Here is an 18,713-nt window from a genome sequence, read left to right as displayed (position 1 = left end):
TCGGCTGGCGACTTCGCCCGAATGACACGGTCGACTGTCATACCCTGGGGTAGTCCCCCTGTGGTCCGGCAACGTCCGCAATTAGTCCTCTAAATGCGGAAGCGCCTTCACGTAACGATGACAGGGCACCGAAATCGGCTCATCCGGACCGAAAGCCCGATTGTCGAACAAACCGTCGTCGACCCACCCGCACCGCTCGTAGAACCGCCGCGCCCGCGTGTTCCCCGGCGCCACCGCGAGCCAAGCGCGGGAATGCCCGCCGTCACGAACGAGCCGTTCGGCCTCCGTGAGCAACGCCCCGGCCACCCCGCTGCCGCGATGATCCGACGAGACGTAGACCTGCTCGACCTCCTCGCCGACGACCATCACGAACCCCGCGATCTCGCCATGAACCACGGCGACGGTCGTGTCGGCGACGCGCTGAGCCGCCCGCGTCCAGAACGATTCGCGCGTGCGGACCCGGACGAGCGAGTCGGGCACATGGCCGAGATGGCCGTCCTGCCAGCCGTGGTACCAGATCTTCGCGACGGCGTCGGCGTCCGCGGGGGTCGCCGGCCGGAACACCGATGAGGAGGACATGCCGTCGAGTTTAGGAAACCAGCGCGCCGATCCGCCGCTCCACTTCGTCCGCGCTCGCGTTCCCGGCGACGAGTGTCACGACCTGGTCCCCGATGGAGGCCAGCAGGGTCGGATACCCCGTGACGCCCAGTTCCCGCGCCCGCCGGAAGTCGTCCGCCGCGGAAACCCGGTCCAGCGCGGCCTCGACGGCGTCCCCGTCCAGACCCGCCCGCTGCGCTACCACGCGATACGTCGAGACCTCGGACAGGCTCAGCCCGTCGAGGTAGAACGCCTCCTGGAGCAAGGCCGCGAGCCGCACCGCGCGGTCCGGCGCGACTTCGCGCAGCGCCGCCATCCCGCAGGCGGCGGCCTCGGAGTCCATGACGAACTCGCCGTCGGCGATGAGCCGTTCGTAGCTTTCCTCGAAGGGCGCCCCGGTGCGGCGGGTGATCTCGGCGTTGGCTCCCTGGACGTAGCCGAACTGCCGGATCGGCACGCGCCGCCCGCCGAGGAACAGACCGCCGGAAACCACTTCGACCGGCAGGTCCGGATGCCGGTGCGCGACGTCGGCCATGGTCCTGGCGAAACCGTAGGACCAGCCGCAGTACGCGTCGAAGACATAGATGAGCCTCATGACGACACCCAACGATGCCTGACCAGTCAGATATTCCTAGCGGAGCCGGGGGAGCGCGTCACGCGCGGAATGGCTCAGCGCCCGCAGGTCCTGGGCGAACCGTTCGCGATGGTCCGCGGGCAGCGGGTCGAGGAAGAGCCGCTGGATGTTCTCGACGTGGACGAGCGCGGCCCGGACGGTCGTCTCCTCGCCCTTCGCCGTCAGCCGGACGAGTTGCACGCGGCGGTCTTCGGGATCGGTCGTCCGGACGACCAGGCCGAGCGTCGTCATCCGGTCGACCAGCCGGGTCGCGCCGCCGGTGGTCAGCACCTGCTCCTGCGCGATCGCGCGCATGCTCATCCCGGCCTCGCCCGCCCTGCCGACGATCAGCAGGACCTCGAACATCAGATGCGAGATCCCGCATTCGGTCTCCAGCGCGCGGCCGAGCAGGTATTCGAGCCGGTTCGCCGCGCCCATCATCCGCCCGAAAGCGACCACACGCGGGTCGTAGGCGGCTTCCTTCGCCGTGGTGATGCCCATTTCAGCTCCCTGCCGACAAGGCCAAATAGACGTCGAGCTGTTCGGTGAACTCGGTCAGATCGGTGCCGAGCAGCTCGCTCGCCCGGCCGATCCGGTACCGCAAGGTGTTGACGTGGACGTGCAGCGCCCGCGCGGCCCGCGTCGGCGAGCCGGAACATTCGAGGAAGACGCGCAGGGTGTGCACCAGATCGGTGCCCTGTTCCGCGTCGTAACTCAGCAGCGGGCCCAGCACCCGCCGCCGCAACGCCGCCCGGAGGTCGTCGGGCGCGCCGGCCAGCAGCAGCCGGTGCATGCCGATCTCGCCGCCGGGGACGACCTCGATCGTGCCCGGCCGTTCCGTCGCCACGGCCAGCGCGTAGCGCGCGACCTCTTTCGCGCCCCGCAGCACCGAAACCGGGGAGCGATCGCTGACCCCGATCAGCACGCGGCGGCACGGCAACAGGGCCTCCACTGTGGACAGTGCGGCGGTCGCCGTGGCGGGCCAGTCCTCCGGCCACTCGCCGTCGTCTTCGGCCAGCGCCCAGGTCGTCTCCCCGGCGGGCCCGACGAGGGCGCCGGGTGGGAGCAGCTCGGTCAGGATCCCGCGAGCCGCCTCGGATCCTTCGGTACGGGCGACGACGACGCGCAGATCGCCGCGCAGCCCGGTCGCGGTCAGCGCCGCGTGCGGATCGCTTCCCTCGTCGAGCGCGGCGAGCAGCGGTTCGAGCACCCTGTCGGTGACCGCGCGGACCTCGTCCGCCCGCGTGCGCGCGAGCCCGATCAGCCCGGCGAGTTCTTCGGCGATCTCCGCCTGGGCGGCGGTCAGCGGGCCACCGATCGCGAGCAGCCACGGCAGCGCGTGCCTGCCGCCGACCGGCCGGACGGAGACGTCGTCCGCCTCCAGGGACCGTCCACCCGCGGCGACGAAGCGCCGCACCAGATCCGACGGCGTGCCCGCGGGCACCACCCAGCAGGGGAGGCCGATCTCGGCCCGTGCCCGCTCCAGCAGCGTTTCCACCGACGCGTCTTCCGTCGCCGCTGAAAGCAAACGTTTGCGAGCGCCTTCCGCGGCCGCGGCCAACGCCAGCACGACGCGTTCGGTGACGACCGAGAACGACAGATCCGTCGGCACCTCCAGCAACGGAATCCCGTGTCGCGTGCAGGCTTCGACGAGGTCTTCGGGAATCCCGTCGGAATCCGCTCCGGATGCCGCCAGCGCCGCGGCCCCGGCCTTCACCAGTTCGGCGACGAAACCCTCGGAATCACCCGGCCCACGCCACCACAGCAGCCCGCTCACGACGAGTTCGCCCGCCGACACGTACCGCCCGGGATTGGGCAGTTCGGTGACATAGACCCGGGACACCGGACGGTCGAGCAGCGCCGTCCCGGCGCGCACACGCAAGCGCAGCCCGGGTAGCGCCAGCAGAGCTTTCACGGTCGTCATCAGGTTTGTAGGAAACCACAAAACGACCGGCCCGTGCTGGGGAGATTTCATGCTTCGGCACCGTTGCCGCCATACCGGGGCAGGGCGTCTACTGAGTCAGCCGTCACAGCACTCCACCGAACCGAGGAGCCCGAGAGTGGATTTCCTGCGCCCCAGCTCGCTGACCGAGGCGCTCGCCGTCAAGGCCGAGCGGCCCGACGCGGTACCCATCGCGGGCGGCACGGACGTCATGGTGGAGCTCAATTTCGACCACCGACGCCCCGGCGCGCTGCTCGACCTGAACCGTGTCACGGAACTCGCCGAGTGGAGCGAAGCCGACGGCATGATCCGGCTCGGCGCGTCCGTGCCCTACGTTCGGGTGATCGCTGAGCTGGGTGAAGTTCTGCCCGCGTTGGCGATGGCCTCGCGCACCGTCGGGTCGCCGCAGATCCGCAACCGCGGCACCGTCGGCGGGAACCTGGGCGCCGCTTCGCCCGCCGGTGACACGCACCCTGTGCTGCTCGTGCTCGGCGCCGAGGTCGAGGCCGCGTCGGTACGCGGGACGCGGAGGATCCCGGCCGAGGAGTTCTACCTCGGCGTCAAACGCAACGCCCTCGAACCCGACGAGCTGATCACCGCGGTGCACCTGCCCGCCGAGGCCGGGCCGCAGCAGTTCGCCAAGGTCGGGACGCGCAACGCGATGGTCATCGCGGTCTGCTCGTTCGCGCTGGCCCTGCACCTGGACACCCGCGAGATCCGCGCGGCCGTCGGCTCCGCGGCCCCGACCCCGCGCCGGGCGAGCGCGGCCGAAGAATTCCTCTCCGCCGAACTTCCCTGGTCCACCAAGGCGTCCGTCACGGATTCGGTCAAACGCCGGTTCGGGGAGCTGGTGTCGGAGGCGGCGTCGCCGATCGACGACGTCCGCGGCAGCGCCGACTACCGCAAGCACGCGTTGTCCGTCCTGGCGCGGCGCACGCTGACCTGGGCGTGGAACGACTTCCAGAAGGGTGAACGCGAGTGCGCGTGAACGTGACGATCAACGGCGAGTCCCGCCAGGCCGACGACGTCTGGGAGGGCGAGAGCCTGCTCTACGTGCTCCGGGAACGGCTCGGCCTCCCGGGCTCCAAGAACGCCTGTGAGCAGGGCGAATGCGGTTCCTGCACGGTGTACCTCGACGAGGTCCCGGTGTGTTCGTGCCTGGTCGCGGCCGGTCAGGTCGAGGGCCGCGAGGTCCGCACGGTCGAAGGACTCGCCGAGGGCGACAAGCTGGACCGTGTCCAGCAGTCCTTTGTGGACGCGGGTGCCGTCCAATGTGGCTTCTGCACGCCCGGCCTCGTGGTGGCCGCGCACGATCTGCTCAACCGGGTCGAGAACCCCGCCGACGAGGAGATCCGCGAGGCGTTGGCGGGGAACCTGTGCCGGTGCACCGGATACGAGAAGATCCTCGACGCCGTCCGGCTGGCCGCGACCAGGGGGGAGACGCCGTGAAGACCGTCATCGAGAACGCGGCGATCGCGACCGTCGACGGCGCGGGCGCCGAGCACGCCTCGGGGCACGTCGTCGTCGAGAACGACCGCATCACGGCGGTCGGTGCGGGAAAGGCACCCTATGGTGACTACGACGAACGCGTCGACGGCTCCGGCTGCCTGGTCACCCCCGGTCTGATCAACACCCACCACCACCTCTACCAGTGGGCCACGCGCGGCCTCGCCGCCGACCACACGCTGTTCGAATGGCTCGTCGCGCTGTACCCGATCTGGGGCAGGCTCGACGCCGAAATCACGCACGCGGCGGCCACCGCCGGGCTCGCGCGGCTCGCGACCACCGGCTGCACGACCGTCGCCGACCATCACTACGTCTTCCCGCGTGACGGCGGAGACCAGGTCGAAGCCCTCGCCGCCGCCCGGATCCGGGTCGGCGTGCGGCTGCACGTCGTCCGCGGCTCGATGGACCGCGGCGAATCGCAGGGCGGGCTCCCGCCGGACAACCTCGTCGAGGAGACCGAGGCCGCGCTGCTCGGCACCGAGGCCGCGATCGACCGGTTCCACGACACCTCGGCCGGTGCTCATCTGCAGATCGCCGCTGGTCCGTGCTCGCCGTTCTCGGTGAGCGAGCGGCTGATGACCGGGGCCGCGGAATTGGCGCGCCGCAAGGGAATCCGCCTCCACACGCATCTCGCCGAGACGATCGACGAGGAAAAGCAATGCCTCGCCGAAGTCGGCTGCACCCCGGCCGAGTACGCCGACAAGCTCGGCTGGCTCGCTGAAGACGTCTGGCTCGCGCACTCGATCCACCTCGCCCCGGAAGCGATCCGGCGGATGGGCGCCACGGGCACGGGAGCGGCGCACTGCCCGACGTCCAACGGGCGGATCGGCGCGGGGATCGCCCCGGTCCGGCAACTGCTCGACGCGGGCGTCGCGGTCGGGCTCGGCGTCGACGGCGCCGCCTCCAACGAATCCGGCGGCCTCGGCGAGGAACTGCACCAGTCGCTGCTGCAAGCACGGCAGCGCGGCGGGCCGCGTGCGCTGACCACCCGCGAGGCGCTGTGGATGGGCACGATGGGCGGCGCACGCTGCCTGGGCAGGGAAAAGGACCTCGGCTCGATCGAGGTCGGCAAGCTCGCCGACCTCGCGGTCTGGAACCTGAACGGCCTGAACTACGCCGGGATCATCGACCCGGTCGCCGCACTGGTGCTCGGCGCGACCCCGCCGGTCGAGCGGCTCTTCGTGGGCGGCGCCACCGTGGTGACCGGCGGGACCCTGCGCGAGGAATCCGAAGACGAGATCGCCCGCGAGCTGGCCGTGGCCGGTGCGCGGCTGAGGGAGACGGTATGACCACCACTGAAGTCTCCACACGGACCACTGAAAACGGGGTGGGGACGAGCCCGCTGCGCCCGGACGGCACGGTCAAGGTGCGCGGCGAGTTCGCGTACTCCTCGGACCTGTGGCACGAGGACATGCTGTGGGGCGCGACGCTGCGCAGTCCGCATCCGTACGCGCGGATCACCGGCGTCGACATCACCGACGCCCTTGCCGTGCAAGGGGTCTACGCGGTGCTGACGCACGAAGACGTGCCCGGCGTGAACAAGTACGGCCTGGAGCACGCCGACCAGCCGGTGCTCGCCGTCGACGTCGTGCGCTACCAGGGCGAGCCCGTCGCGCTCGTCGCCGCGGACCATCCCGAGACCGCGCGCCGCGCCATGAAGCGGATCAAGGTCTCGTACGAGGTTCTCGAACCGGTGACGGACTCCGAGAAGGCCGTCGCCGGCGAGGGCGCGGAGCTGCACCCCGGTGGGAATGTCGTTCGGTACGCCAAGATCCGCCACGGCGACCAGTCGGTGAAGGCCGACGTCGTGGTGTCCGGCGTCTACGAGGTCGGCATGCAGGACCAGGCCTTCCTCGGGCCCGAGTCCGGCATGGCGATCCCGGACACCGAAGGCGGCGTCGACCTTTACGTGGCCACGCAATGGCTGCACGTCGACCAGCAGCAGATCGTCGCCGCGCTGGGCCTGCCCAAGGACAAGGTGCGGCTGACGCTCGGCGGGGTCGGCGGCGCGTTCGGTGGCCGCGAGGACCTCTCGATCCAGGTGCACGCGTGCCTGCTGGCGCTGCACACCGGCAAGCCGGTCAAGATGGTCTACAACCGCGAGGAATCCTTCTACGGCCACGTGCACCGCCACCCGGCGAAGATGTACTACGAGCACGGCGCGGACAAGGACGGCAGGCTCGTCTATGTGAGGGCGAAGCTGTACCTGGACGGCGGCGCGTACGCCTCGTCCACCGGCGCGGTGGTCGCGAACGCCGCCACGCTCGGCGTCGGTCCGTATAATGTGGACAGTGCTTCGGTCGACTGCTGGGGCGTGTACACCAACAACCCGCCCTGCGGTGCGATGCGCGGCTTCGGCGCGGTGCAGGCGGGCTTCGCCTACGAGTCCCAAATGGACAAACTCGCCGAAGCGTGCGGCATCGACCCGGTCGACATCCGGATCCGCAACGCCATGGCCGAGGGCAGCGTCATGCCCACCGGGCAGATCGTCGACTCGGCCGCGCCGGTGGCCGAACTGCTGGAACGCCTGCGTGCCAAGCCGTTGCCGGTCACGCACGAGGAGCTGGACCTGCGCCGGATGCCCGGCGGCGTCTCCAACACCACGCACGGCGAGGGTGTCGTCCGGGGCGTCGGGTACGCGGTCGGGATCAAGAACATCTGCTTCTCCGAGGGTTTCGACGACTATTCGACGGCCCGCGTGCGGCTGCAGCTCGTCGGCGGCGAACCCGCGGCGACCGTGCACACCGCCGCGTGCGAGGTCGGCCAGGGCCTGGTGACGATCATGCAGCAGATCGTCCGGACCGAACTCGGCATCGAGCAGGTGACGATCCTGCCGATGGACACCAACATCGGCAACGGCGGTTCGACGTCGGCCTCCCGGCAGAGCTACGTCACCGGCGGCGCCGTCCAGGCCGCCTGCGTCGCGGTCCGCTCCTGGCTGCACAAGCACCTGGCGGGCAAACTCGCCGCCGACGGCAAGCTGAAGGTCGTCGCGAACAAGGTCGTCTCGGCCGACGGCAGCGTGCTGGCGGACCTCGCCGACGTCCTCGGCGACGAGATCTTCGACGAGACCGTCGAATGGCGTCACCGGCCGACGACGCCCATCGATCCCGAGACAGGACAAGGGAACGCGCACGTCCAGTACGGTTTCGCGGCACACCGCGCGGTCGTGGACGTCGACACCGAACTCGGGCTGATCAAGGTCGTCGCGCTCGACTGCGCGCAGGACGTCGGCAAGGCGCTCAACCCGCAGGCGGTGCTCGGCCAGATCCAGGGCGGCTCCGCGCAGGGCCTCGGGCTCGCGGTGATGGAGGAGATCCAGACCGTGGACGGGAAGATCCGCAACCCGTCGTTCACCGACTACCTGATCCCGACCGTGCTGGACATGCCGCCGATGGACATCGACGTCCTGGAGCGGCCCGACCCCAACGCGCCGTACGGTCTGCGCGGGGTCGGCGAACCGCCGACGATCTCGTCCACCCCGGCGATCGTCGCGGCCATCCGCGCGGCCACCGGGCTGGCGCTGCCCCGGGTCCCGGTGCGTCCCGAACACCTCACCGGCACCTGACAACCCGTACTTTTTCGAGCTAGGAGCACATCCGTGGGTACCCGTCTGTCCATTTCGGAGTCCGACGAGCAGAAATGGCTCGCCGAAGCCGTCCAGCTGGCCACCACGAACGTCGAACGCGGGGGCGGCCCGTTCGGCGCGATGATCGTCCGCGACGGTTCGGTGCTGGCCACCGGGACCAACCAGGTGACGCCGACGCTGGACCCGACGGCGCACGCCGAGGTCGTCGCGATCCGCGCGGCCTGCCAGGCGATCGGCGACTACAAGCTGGACGGCTGCGTCCTCGTCACCTCCTGCGAGCCCTGCCCGCTCTGCCTTTCCGCCGCGCTCTGGGCGCGTGTCGGCAAGGTCGTCTACGCCGCGGACCGCCATGACGCGGCCGAGGCGGGCTTCGACGACCGCGAGTTCTACGAGCTCTTTTCCCGCCCGCGCGAGACCTGGTCGCTACCCGTCGGCCAACTGTCCCTTCCGGACTCCTTCGCGCCTTTCCAAGCCTGGCTGTCGAAACCCGACAAGAAGGCCTACTAGTCTCTTCCCGCCCCACAACGTTGTGGAGTAGGCATGACCCAATTAGGTACAGAGCGTCCCCACCTGCCCTCGTCCGAGCCGAGGCGGCTGTCCGGGCTCGACCGCTGGTTCAAGATCTCCCACCGCGGCAGCACGATCGGCCGCGAAGTGCGCGGCGGGATCACCACGTTCGTCGCGATGTGTTACATCGTGTTGCTCAACCCGCTCATCCTCGGCGCGTCGGCCGACATCACCGGCGCGAAGCTGACCACCGAGGCGATCACGACCGCGACCGCGCTGGCCGCCGGTGTCACCACGATCCTGATGGGACTCGTGGGCAACGCGCCGCTGGCGCTCGCCGCCGGTCTCGGTGTCAACGGTGTCGTCGCGTTCCAGATGGCGCCGACCATGACGTGGGCGCAGGCCTTCGGGCTCGTCGTCCTCGAAGGCGTCTGCATCGTGTTCATGGCCGTTTCCGGGATCCGGGAACGGATCATCAACGCGATCCCGATGCCGCTGAAGGTCGCGATCACCGTCGGCATCGGGCTCTACATCGCGCTGGTCGGGCTCGTCAGCGCCGGATTCGTCACGCGGACACCGGACTCGGCCCAGTCGACGGTGCCGGTCCGGATGGGGATCGGCGGCCACCTCGAAGGCTGGCCGATCGCGATCTTCTGCCTCGGTCTGCTGCTGATGATCGTGCTCGTGAGCCGCGGCGTGCCGGGCGCCGTGCTGATCAGCATCGCCGTCGCGACCGGGCTCGCGGTGCTGGTCAACAGCGTTTTCCACGTCGAAGGCTGGGGACTGGTCGAGCCCAAGGTGCCCGATCAGGTCGTCGCGCATCCCGACTTCAGCCTGCTGGGCGACATCGATCTCTTCGGCGGCTTCGGGTCGGCGGGCGCGGTGACGGCGGCGGTCTTCCTGTTCACGCTGGTGCTTTCCGGGTTCTTCGACGCGATGGGCACGATCACCAGCGTCTCCGAGGAGGCGGGGCTGACCAAGGACGGCAAGGTCGAGGGGATGGGCCGCATCCTGCTGGTCGACGGCGCCGGCGCACTCGCGGGCGGCGTGACCGGTTCGGCCCCGAACACGGTGTTCCTCGAATCGGCCGCCGGTGTCGGCGAAGGCGCGCGGACCGGGCTGGCGAGCATCGTCACCGGCGGGTTGTTCACCGCGACGCTGTTCCTGACGCCGATCGCGGCCGTCGTCCCGGCGCAGGCCGCGGCGCCCGCGCTGGTGGTCATCGGCGGGATGATGATGGCCCAGTGCGCGCGGATCCCCTGGCGGGACCTGGATTTCGCGATCCCGGTGTTCCTGACCATCGCGTTGATCCCGTTCACCTACTCGATCACCAATGGGATCGGCGCCGGGCTGGTCGCCTATGTGCTGATCAAGATCTGCAAGGGCAAGATCCGTGACATCGGCTGGATCCTCGGGATCCTGGCCGCGGTGTTCGGGGTGTACTTCGGGATCGAAGGGATCATGTCGTGGTTCTGATGTTCCTCAACGGCGGCGGGATGCGCGGCGGTCCGCTGCACGAACAGCTGCAGGGCGCGCCGCTGTGCTGCGTGGCCCGGTCCGCGCCGAAGTACCACTACTTCTCCGTGGGCGACCGGTTCCCGGCGATGTACGAAGGCGGTTCCGGATCCGTGGTCGGGGAGGTCTACGACCTGCCGCTGGCGGTGTTGCGGGACCACCTCGTCCCCGCGGAACCGCCGGAACTGGAGCTGGGCGTCGTCGAACTGGAGGACGGCGCGGCCTGCCTCGCCACGGTCCTGCGTCCGTCCTTTGCGGACTCGCCCGGGCTGACCGACATCACCTCCGTCGGTGACTGGCGGGCCTACCTGGCGTCCCGCTAGCTGTCCGTGAAGGACTCCTTGAGGGACCCAGGGTCCCTCAAGGAGTCCTTCACGGAACGTCAGAGCACGAAGACGAGGTCGCTCGCCGCCGCGTGGAACATTTCGGGCGCGCCCGCGTAGAAGGCCCGCCAGACGCCGGGTTTGCGGTGCTCGGCCGAGGCCGAGAAGGCCCAGGTGGTGCCGTTCCAGGTGGCGTCGACCGTCGCCGCCGTGGTCCAGCGGTAGTCACCGAACGAGAAGTACTGGAGTTCGACCGGGATCGGGTTCGCGGTGTACCGGCCGGGGAAGTCGATCGTGCCGGCGCCGGTCACGGCTTTGGCCGCGTTCCGGCCCGCCGCGAACGACGTGATCTTCGCCGGGTGGAGCACGACGATCTTCGGGGTGTCGGCGCGCGAGTTCGCGATCGCCGGGTCGGTGGAGAAGAAGTCCGCGTGGTAGTTGCCGGTGCGGATCGGGGACAGCGTCGCGGTGTACGCGCCGGTCGCGTCGGTGACCGGCTTCGCCTGGGCCTCGCCGCAGAAGCCGTTGAAGCAGAAGGAGATGCCCACCTCGGCGCCCGCGATCGGGGTCGCGTCGGACTTGGTGAGCTTCCCGGAGATCGTGACGGTCTTCCCGGCGTCGATCTTGGTGCTGCTGGTGGACGTGGTGAGGGTGGACGGCTGGACCTCGGCGGCGGTGGCGGGCACCGCGCCCGCGGTGAGCAGCGCGGCCGCGGCGATGGTGCTGATCACGAGCTTCCTGATGATCATGTGCTCCCCAAAGGCATTCCGGAGTTGACGACCGCTAGGTCGGCCGGAAGTCGTTGCCCGTTGCGGGGAAATCCCGGTGTTCAGCAACCGGCCGTCGGTGCTTCACGCGTCGGGGAGCAGCGTGCGCGCCAAGGCGACCGTCGACGCCCCCGCGATCTCGAGCGACTCGGTGTCACGCAGCGATCGGCTCAGCACGAACGCCCCTTCGAGGCTGTTCACCAAGGCGATCGTGAGCCGCCGGGCGGCCGCGGGGCCGAGGCCGTACTTGCCCAGCTTCTCGGCGCCGGTCTCGATCCACGCCGTGAAGACGTCGGCCGTCGCGATCCGCAGCTTCTCGTTGGTGCTGGCGACCTCCAGCGCGACCGTCGCGATGGGGCACGCGTCGGCGTAGTCGGTCGCCACGAGCGTGTCGGCGGCGCCGGCGAAGGCCGCTTCGATCCCGTGGATCAGGTCCGGCTCGTCGGCGAAGAAGATCTCGAACAGCGCGAGGTACATCATCCCGGAGGTGCGGATGACCTCCTCGCCGAGTTGCTCCTTGCCACCGGGGAAGAAGTGGTAGAGCGAGCCGAAGGGCGCGTTCGCGGCCTCGACGATCTGCTTCACACCGGTGCCGGTGTACCCGTTCCGCCGGAGCAGCTCGGCGCCGGCGTTCACGATGCGTTCCCGCGTTCCAGTCACGTCCCCATGATAGAGCGTTCTATCTAACCCCTGAAACGTGAAAGATGCTCACTTCTATTGTGGACGGAGGTGGGAACTTGTCAGGATCGGCCGGTAGTCCAACGACGGATCACGAGGTCGCCATGCGCCGCACCACCCGACTTGTCCTCGCCACGCTGCTGGCGGTCTTCTCACTAGCGAGTTTGGGGGTACCGGCGAGCGCCGCCGAGACCCCGTCGTTCCGCAAGTACGTCGCGCTCGGCGACTCCTACACCGCGGGTCCGCTGATCCCGTGGCAGCAGGCGAGCTGGTGCTTCCGGTCGAACAACAACTACCCGGCCTGGCTTGCCACCAAGCTCGGGCTCTACTACAAGTCCGGCGCGTTCACCGACGTCAGCTGCTCGTCGGCGGACACCACGAACATGCTCAGCCCGCAGACGGTTCCCTCGCCGAGTCTCGCGCTCGGGTCGGCGCCGGCGCAGTTCGACGCGCTGACCCTGGACACCGACCTGGTGACGATCGGCATCGGCGGCAACGACTACGGCGTCTTCGGCAGCCTGATCGGAACCTGCCCCGGTCTGCGCGACGACGATCCGACCGGTTCGCCGTGCAAGGACCACTTCACGATCAACGGCACGGACACCCTGCTCGCCGCGCTCAAGAACACCGAGCGGAACCTCGAACGCGTGGTCAAGGGTGTCCGGGAGCGTTCGCCGGCGGCGACCATCGTGCTGGTCGGGTATCCGCGGATCACGCCGTCGAAGGGCTATTGCCCCAGCGTCCTCCCGTTCGCGGACGGCGACTACGCCTGGGCCGACGAGGTCGAGCGCGCGCTCAACAAGGCCGTCTCGACCGCCGCCCGGAAACAGGGCGCCCGCTACGTCGACACCTATGGGCCCAGCAGCGGTCACGACGCCTGCTCAGGCGACGCGGCTTGGGTGAGCGGCAAGGACACCAACCTGTTCCGCGCGGTGGCCTACCACCCGTACGCCGCCGGGATGAAGGCCGAAGCCGACCTGATCTTCAAGGCGCTGGGCGGCACCGCCGCCGCGTCCACGAAGTCGCCCGACGCGCGGAACGCGAGCACTCCGGCCGAACTCCAGCGCAAGGCCGCCGCGGCCGGACTTGTGCCCCGGTCCTAGCCGCCCCTCAACCCTTGGTTCACCTTCCGGCGCTACCTGCGGTCGATGTTCGCCGGGTGTGCCCCGCCCTAGCGTCGGGAGCCGTTGGGAATCAAGGAAGAAGGGGGCAGCAGATGAAGCGGCTACTGACCGCCGGGGTGATCCCGGTGGTCGTGGGCGGACTGCTCGCCGGAGCCGTGCCGGCTTCGGCGAGCACGCTGAACACGACGGGAATCCCCGGCTACTACACCGGCCAGACCCTGGACTGGCATCCCTGCGCGGCGGAGGAACTGGTCTCGTTGCCGCCGGGCACCGACATCGGCGGACTCGAATGCGCGTCCTATCGCACACCCCGCGACTGGGACCGTGCGGGGGAGCGGCAGGACCTGACCATCGCGGTCAGCAGGCTGAAGTCCACCGGGCCGTCGACGGCGTCGGTGCTCACCAACCCGGGCGGTCCGGGCGGGGAGGGCCGCTGGTTCCCGGTGACCTTCCGCGGGCAGGAGAAGCTGCGCGAACACCAGGACGTCATCGGCATCGACGTCCGCGGGACCGGCAAGAGCACCAACGTCACCTGCCGGGGCGCCGCCGACGCCATCCGCCAGCTGGACCCGCGGGACCGCGACCCGCGCAACCTGGACCAGATCCTGGCCAACGCCGAGCACGCGGCCAAGTCCTGTCAGAACGCCAACGGCGAACTCGGGCCGCTGATCACCACGTACCAGACGATCAAGGACTACGACCTGCTCCGCGTCCTGCTCGGCCGGGACAAGATCAACTGGGTCGGCTACTCGGGCGGCACCTGGCTGGGGGCGCACTACGCGCAGCAGTTCCCCCAGCGGACGGGACGGTTCGTGCTGGACTCGTCGACGGACTTCACCACCGACTGGCAGAAGACGTTCGACCGGCAGCCGGTCAGCTTCGAACGGCGCTGGCGGCAGGACTTCCTGCCGTGGATGGCGCGCTATGACGCCAAGTACCACTTCGGCACCAGCGGCGAAGAGGTCCGGCAGACCTACGAACGGGTCCGCTACGCCTTGTCCCGCAACCCGATGGACGGGAAGGGGCCGATCCAGCTCGAGAACGTCATGATCTACCTGCTGTACAAGAAGACGAGCTTCCCGGCGCTGGCCGACCTGATGGTCAAGGTCCGGGACGCGATGGAGAACCCCGCTCCGAAGGCGAAGGCCGACGCCAAGGCCGCCGTCGAGGCCGCGGGTGACTTCCCCGACGCGGCGGACGCCACGTTCTGGAACACCGTCTGCGGCGAAGGGCGCTTCGTCGGCACCCGTGAGTCGCGGATCCGCGACTCGCAGCGGAACCTCGACCGCGGTCTGCTCCTGGCGGGCGGTGGCACGTTGAGCGGGTCGGTCTGCCTGTTCTGGGACAAGCAGCCGCGTCCGTTGCCGAAGCTGGACGGCAAGGGCGTGCCGCCGGTGCTGATCGTGCAGTCCGAGCACGACCCGGCCACCGCGATCGAGGGCGCCCGACGGGCACACGCCGGGTTCGCGAACTCGCGGATGCTGACCGTGACCGGTGAGGGTGACCACGGGCTTTACGCGGGCGGCAACCCGGCCGTGGACAAGGTCGTGGACGCTTACCTGGTCGACGGGGTCGTCCCCGCCGACCAGAGCGTCACCGGAATGCCGCTGCCGACGCCTTAGAAGGCGGCGAGTGTGTCGTGAGTGGCGATTCGGGTTCTCTTGAGGGGTAAGGCAAAGGTGGCGTGTTCGGTACGGGGGGTCGTGAGTGGCAAGTGTCGTTAGAACGACCTGGAACACTCACGACCCCCTGTACCGACGTCTCACAGGATGTGCCGGTCAGCGGACATGTTGTGAAAGCCACTTTCGCAACCTTCAACGTTGCGAAAGTGGCTTTCACAACACGTCATCTCTGCCTTTACCCCTCGATAACCCACTTGCCACTCACGAACTTCTAGAAAGCGGCGAGGGTGTGCCAGGCCAGGCCGGCCTCTTCGGCGTCATCGCGGAGGACCACACCCTCGATCAGGCCGTACGGGCGGTCGGCGGCGTAGAACACCTCGTTGTCGTTCTTCAGCCCGAACGGCGAGAGATCCACCAGGAAGTGGTGCTTGTTCGGCAGTGAGAGCCGGACTTCAGCGACTTCTTCGCGTTCCTTGAGCACAGCCTCTCCCATGGCGTACAGCGTCTGCTGCAGGGAGAGGCTGTGCTTGTCCGCGAAGGTCTCCAGCAGGATCCGCCGGACCTCCGCGTGGCTCGTGGCCCAGTCGATCCCGTCGCCCTGGTAGCGCCAGCGCGCCGTCACGGCGGTCGCGAGGATCCGGTCGTTCGTCTCGGCCAGCGTCGTGTAGCCGTCACGGGGGAAGCCGTGGAACTCCGAACCGGTCGACTTGAGCACGACGAGACCGTCCAAACCGGACACGACCCAGGCCTGACCGTCCTGAACGGTCACTGCGGTCGTCCGCTTTTCGCTGCCCGCCTGGGAGAACGCGTGATCGTGACCGGAGATGCGGTTCCAGCCGTGTTCGTCGATCAGGATCCGGGCGCCGGAGATGTGCTGATGCGAGTCGACGAAATGCCGTCCGAGGCGCAGCGCGAAGTCCTCGATCTCACCGACCGGGGCCTCCTTGGCGAAGGCGTAGACGGTGTTCTTCTGGGTGTCGGTCGCGACGACGTCGGCGTTGTCGCCGGTGAGGTGCGTGGCCGCGAGGTCGCCGCGCAGCGACGTCGAGACGGTGAGGTCCTTGAGGTGGTGGACGGTGCCTTCGCGCTGCACGGTGACGAGCCGTACTTCGGCCTTGCCGTACTGGTTGGGGCCCAGGGTGATGGCCACGGGCGATCAGCTCCCTCGATAGGTGGAATAGGCGAACGGGCTCAGCAGCAACGGCACGTGGTGGTGCTCGGTCCCGTCGGCGATGCGGAAGGTCAAGGTGACTTCGGGGAAGAAGGAGTCCGGGCCGAGGTGGGCGCCGGTGTCGAAGACCAGCCGGTACACCCCGGGTTCCAGGGTGTCGGGGCCGAGGTCGCGGATCCGGCCGTCCGCGTCGGTCCGCCCCGCGGCGACGGGTTCGCCCGCGCCGGTTTCGAGCCGGACTCCGACGCCGGACGCCGGCCGTCCCGCGGCGGTGTCGAGGATGTGCGTGGTCACGAGACTCATGCCGTCACCGCCTTTTCCAGCCGCAGCGCGGCGATCTTGGCCAGCTCTTGACCGGCCACTTCGAGTTCCTTCTCCGGACCGTTCGAAAGCCTCGAACGCAGGTTCTCCAGCAGTTCGGCACCGCTTCGGCCGCTCGCGCAGACCAGGAACACATGCCCGAACGTGGCTTCGTACTCGGCGTTGGCCGCGGCGAACTCGCGCGCCGCGTCACCGTCCACACCGGACTGTTCCGAGCGTGACCAGCCCGCTTCGGTGCTTTCGCCGCCCGCTTTCTCCCCGATCCGGGGATGGGCGGCCATGGCGCGCCGGACCTCTTCGGGGCGCAACGGGGTGAGCGCCTCGGACGCGGCGAGCAGCGCGGCGACGTCGCCGTAGGGGCGCCTGGCCAGCAGGGATTCCACCCAGCGTGGGACGTCGAGGCAGGCGGTCAGCGCCGGCCGGACGTCCTGAGCGGGAGCCTCGTCGAACTCTCGAATGGTGAGCGGCACGGGAACTGACGGTACGGTGGCGCTTCCGTTGCCGTCAACATTTTGTTGAAAGAGCTCTTCAGTCCTGGTCTCGATTGAGGTAGTTGTAGACCGTGAACCTCGTGACCCCCAGCGCCTCGGCGACGGTCGACACCGATTTGCGGAGGCCGAACGCGCCGCGTTCCTTGAGCAGCCGCACCGCGCGCTGCTTGGCGGCGCGGTCGAGGGTGTCGAGCTTGCCGCCCAGTTCGCGTTCGACATCGCCGATGAGCCGGGCGAGAGCACTGTGCAGTTCGACCGCGGGTTCGGCCGAGTCGTCGCCTACCTGCCGGAGCTGGAGGGTCACGCGGGTCGCGCCGCCGTCCAGCGCCGCTCTGGCGATGGCGGGGAGCGCGTCGAGCAGGGTGTCGGCGTCGCCGCGGACGAGGGTGCCGAGCGGGCCGAAGTCGGCGGACAGGCCCGCGTCTTCCGCGGTGTCGCGGGCTTTGACGGCATGCTCGGGTGGCGGACCCTCGCCGTGGAACGGTTCGCTGGTGAACTCGGCTTCTAACTGCACCAAGCGAAGGTAGCGCCGCCCGGGCTCGTTGACGAGCAGGGTGGCCGGAGTTAATGTCGGAGTGCGAAACCCCGATTCCACTGAGTGGAAATTGGAGGCTTAGATGGACCTGGTGATCAAGGCCGCGCGAGCCGTGACGGCCGCCGGAGAGGTACCCGCGACGATCGGTGTCGACGAAGGCCGCATCGTCGCGGTGGAACCCGCCGGAGCCGCGCTCGACGGCGATCGGGTGCTCGAACTCGGCGAAGACGTCGTGGTACTGCCGGGTCTCGTGGACACGCATGTGCACGTCAACGACCCCGGCCGCACCGAATGGGAGGGTTTCGCTTCGGCGACCCGCGCGGCCGCGGCGGGCGGGGTCACCACGATCGTGGACATGCCGCTGAACAGCCTGCCGCCGACGGTCGACGTCGCGGCGCTGGAGGTGAAGCGCAAGACCGCCGAGGGCCGGGTGCACGTCGACGTCGGGTTCTGGGGCGGCGCGATCCCCGGCAACCTCGCGGATCTTCGCGGCCTGCACGAGGCCGGGGTGTTCGGCTTCAAGTCGTTCCTGCTGCATTCCGGCGTCGACGAGTTCCCGCCGCTGGACGCGCGCGGGCTCGAAGAGGCGATGACCGAACTGCGGACCTTCGACGGCATGATCATCGTGCACGCGGAGGACTCCGACGCGATCGAGCACGCGCCCGACCCGCACGGCGAGAAGTACGAGGACTTCCTGCACTCGCGTCCGCGCGGTGCGGAGAACGTGGCGATCGCGCAGGTCATCGAGCTCGCCAGGAAGACCGGCGTCCGCGCGCACATCCTGCACCTGTCGTCCTCGGACGCGTTGCCGATGGTCGAAAGCGCGCGGCGCGACGGTGTCCGGCTGACCGCCGAGACCTGTCCGCACTACCTGAGTTTCACCGCGGAGGAGATCGGGGACGGGGCGACGCAGTTCAAGTGCTGCCCGCCGATCCGTGAGGCCGGGAACCGCGAACTGCTGTGGCAAGGCCTCGCGGACGGCGTCATCGACTGCGTGGTGACCGACCATTCGCCGTGCACGCCGGAGCTGAAACGCTTCGACAGCGGCGATTTCGGCCTCGCCTGGGGCGGGATCGCGGGACTGCAGCTCGGCCTGCCCGCGGTCTGGACCCAGGCGCGGCAGCGCGGGTTCGCGCTCACCGACGTCGTCCGCTGGATGGCCGAACATCCGGCCGCGCAGGCGGGGATGCGGCGCAAGGGGCACCTCGCGCCGGGCTACGACGCCGACTTCAGCGTGTTCGCGCCCGACGAGGCTTTCGTCGTCGACGTCGCGAAATTGAAGCACCGCAACCCGGTCAGCGCCTACCACGGACGTCCGCTCGCGGGCGTTGTCCGGAGCACGTGGTTGCGGGGCGAGGAGATCACCGGTGACGACCCGGCAGGCGTTCTGCTGACCCGGGGTGACTGCTGAG

General features: G+C 69.3%; 20 protein-coding genes. 10 read left to right on the top strand and 10 right to left on the bottom strand.

The window, feature by feature from the left end; genetic code table 11:
- Positions 1–81 precede the first annotated feature (81 nt).
- Genes B0293_RS27965 through B0293_RS27950 form a run of 4 tightly spaced genes read right to left on the bottom strand, consistent with a single transcriptional unit; the run spans position 82 to position 3,134 of the window.
- Complete coding sequence (locus B0293_RS27965) at positions 82–579, bottom strand: GNAT family N-acetyltransferase (protein ID WP_039916796.1); 498 nt, start codon at positions 577–579, stop codon at positions 82–84.
- Between the two features lie 10 nt (positions 580–589).
- On the bottom strand, positions 590–1,192 hold the full coding sequence (locus tag B0293_RS27960; protein ID WP_005154807.1) for a DsbA family protein: 603 nt from the start codon (positions 1,190–1,192) through the stop codon (positions 590–592).
- 36 nt (positions 1,193–1,228) lie between these two features.
- Entirely contained in the window at positions 1,229–1,711 is a 483-nt protein-coding gene (locus tag B0293_RS27955; RefSeq protein WP_005154806.1) for a MarR family winged helix-turn-helix transcriptional regulator, read from the bottom strand.
- 1 nt (position 1,712) lies between these two features.
- Entirely contained in the window at positions 1,713–3,134 is a 1,422-nt protein-coding gene (locus B0293_RS27950; protein ID WP_039916793.1) for a PucR family transcriptional regulator, read from the bottom strand.
- A 136-nt stretch (positions 3,135–3,270) separates the two neighbouring features.
- Here B0293_RS27950 and B0293_RS27945 point away from each other — a divergent pair, with 136 nt between their 5' ends.
- Genes B0293_RS27945 through B0293_RS27915 form a run of 7 tightly spaced genes read left to right on the top strand, consistent with a single transcriptional unit; the run spans position 3,271 to position 10,592 of the window.
- Positions 3,271–4,140 (top strand): FAD binding domain-containing protein, encoded by an 870-nt coding sequence (locus B0293_RS27945; RefSeq protein WP_005154803.1) that lies wholly within the window; start codon positions 3,271–3,273, stop codon positions 4,138–4,140.
- On the top strand, positions 4,131–4,601 hold the full coding sequence (locus B0293_RS27940; RefSeq protein ID WP_005154801.1) for a (2Fe-2S)-binding protein: 471 nt from the start codon (positions 4,131–4,133) through the stop codon (positions 4,599–4,601). The genes B0293_RS27945 and B0293_RS27940 overlap by 10 nt, the downstream gene beginning before the upstream one ends.
- Complete coding sequence (locus tag B0293_RS27935) at positions 4,598–5,947, top strand: 8-oxoguanine deaminase (RefSeq protein ID WP_005154799.1); 1,350 nt, start codon at positions 4,598–4,600, stop codon at positions 5,945–5,947. The genes B0293_RS27940 and B0293_RS27935 overlap by 4 nt, the downstream gene beginning before the upstream one ends.
- Positions 5,944–8,226: a xanthine dehydrogenase subunit D gene (gene pucD / locus B0293_RS27930; protein WP_005154796.1), complete on the top strand. Its 2,283-nt coding sequence runs from the start codon at positions 5,944–5,946 to the stop codon at positions 8,224–8,226. The genes B0293_RS27935 and pucD overlap by 4 nt, the downstream gene beginning before the upstream one ends.
- Before the next feature lie 33 nt (positions 8,227–8,259).
- Positions 8,260–8,754, top strand: a complete 495-nt coding sequence (locus B0293_RS27925; protein ID WP_005154793.1) for a nucleoside deaminase — start codon at positions 8,260–8,262, stop codon at positions 8,752–8,754.
- Between the two features lie 33 nt (positions 8,755–8,787).
- The gene (locus B0293_RS27920) at positions 8,788–10,230 is read left to right on the top strand and encodes an NCS2 family permease (RefSeq protein WP_005154791.1); all 1,443 of its coding nucleotides are present in this window, start codon (positions 8,788–8,790) and stop codon (positions 10,228–10,230) included.
- Complete coding sequence (locus B0293_RS27915; RefSeq protein ID WP_005154790.1) at positions 10,221–10,592, top strand: allophanate hydrolase-related protein; 372 nt, start codon at positions 10,221–10,223, stop codon at positions 10,590–10,592. Before B0293_RS27920 ends, B0293_RS27915 begins: the two co-directional genes overlap by 10 nt.
- Before the next feature lie 59 nt (positions 10,593–10,651).
- On the opposite strand, the gene B0293_RS27910 is transcribed toward B0293_RS27915, so the two are convergent.
- Together B0293_RS27910 and B0293_RS27905 are read right to left on the bottom strand one after the other, a co-directional pair.
- Positions 10,652–11,341 carry a hypothetical protein gene (locus tag B0293_RS27910; RefSeq protein WP_005154789.1) on the bottom strand — a complete coding sequence of 230 codons (690 nt, stop codon included), beginning with the start codon at positions 11,339–11,341 and terminating at the stop codon, positions 10,652–10,654.
- Positions 11,342–11,443: 102 nt separating this feature from the next.
- Positions 11,444–12,019 carry a TetR/AcrR family transcriptional regulator gene (locus tag B0293_RS27905; protein WP_456061844.1) on the bottom strand — a complete coding sequence of 192 codons (576 nt, stop codon included), beginning with the start codon at positions 12,017–12,019 and terminating at the stop codon, positions 11,444–11,446.
- A gap of 122 nt (positions 12,020–12,141) precedes the next feature.
- Here B0293_RS27905 and B0293_RS27900 point away from each other — a divergent pair, with 122 nt between their 5' ends.
- Both B0293_RS27900 and B0293_RS27895 read left to right on the top strand, forming a co-directional pair.
- A complete protein-coding gene (locus B0293_RS27900) occupies positions 12,142–13,140 on the top strand; it encodes an SGNH/GDSL hydrolase family protein (protein ID WP_005154787.1) in 999 nt (332 codons plus the stop codon).
- Between the two features lie 113 nt (positions 13,141–13,253).
- Positions 13,254–14,783 carry an alpha/beta hydrolase gene (locus tag B0293_RS27895; protein ID WP_005154786.1) on the top strand — a complete coding sequence of 510 codons (1,530 nt, stop codon included), beginning with the start codon at positions 13,254–13,256 and terminating at the stop codon, positions 14,781–14,783.
- Between the two features lie 271 nt (positions 14,784–15,054).
- Here B0293_RS27895 and pucL read toward each other — a convergent pair whose 3' ends face one another.
- Genes pucL through B0293_RS27875 form a run of 4 tightly spaced genes read right to left on the bottom strand, consistent with a single transcriptional unit; the run spans position 15,055 to position 17,280 of the window.
- Positions 15,055–15,933: a factor-independent urate hydroxylase gene (gene pucL / locus B0293_RS27890; protein ID WP_005154785.1), complete on the bottom strand. Its 879-nt coding sequence runs from the start codon at positions 15,931–15,933 to the stop codon at positions 15,055–15,057.
- 6 nt (positions 15,934–15,939) lie between these two features.
- Entirely contained in the window at positions 15,940–16,257 is a 318-nt protein-coding gene (gene uraH, locus B0293_RS27885; RefSeq protein WP_039916789.1) for a hydroxyisourate hydrolase, read from the bottom strand.
- On the bottom strand, positions 16,254–16,745 hold the full coding sequence (uraD, locus tag B0293_RS27880; RefSeq protein WP_005154781.1) for a 2-oxo-4-hydroxy-4-carboxy-5-ureidoimidazoline decarboxylase: 492 nt from the start codon (positions 16,743–16,745) through the stop codon (positions 16,254–16,256). The genes uraH and uraD overlap by 4 nt, the downstream gene beginning before the upstream one ends.
- 58 nt (positions 16,746–16,803) lie before the next feature.
- Complete coding sequence (locus B0293_RS27875; protein WP_005154779.1) at positions 16,804–17,280, bottom strand: helix-turn-helix domain-containing protein; 477 nt, start codon at positions 17,278–17,280, stop codon at positions 16,804–16,806.
- Between the two features lie 103 nt (positions 17,281–17,383).
- On the opposite strand from B0293_RS27875, the gene allB reads away from it, so the two are divergent.
- Positions 17,384–18,712 carry an allantoinase AllB gene (gene allB, locus B0293_RS27870; RefSeq protein ID WP_005154777.1) on the top strand — a complete coding sequence of 443 codons (1,329 nt, stop codon included), beginning with the start codon at positions 17,384–17,386 and terminating at the stop codon, positions 18,710–18,712.
- Position 18,713 lies beyond the last annotated feature (1 nt).

The sequence above is a fragment of the Amycolatopsis azurea DSM 43854 genome, from assembly GCF_001995215.1.
In the GTDB taxonomy this organism is placed as follows: domain Bacteria; phylum Actinomycetota; class Actinomycetes; order Mycobacteriales; family Pseudonocardiaceae; genus Amycolatopsis; species Amycolatopsis azurea.
Note: the sequence above shows the minus strand (reverse complement) of the source record. Positions and strands in the feature narration are given on the sequence as shown.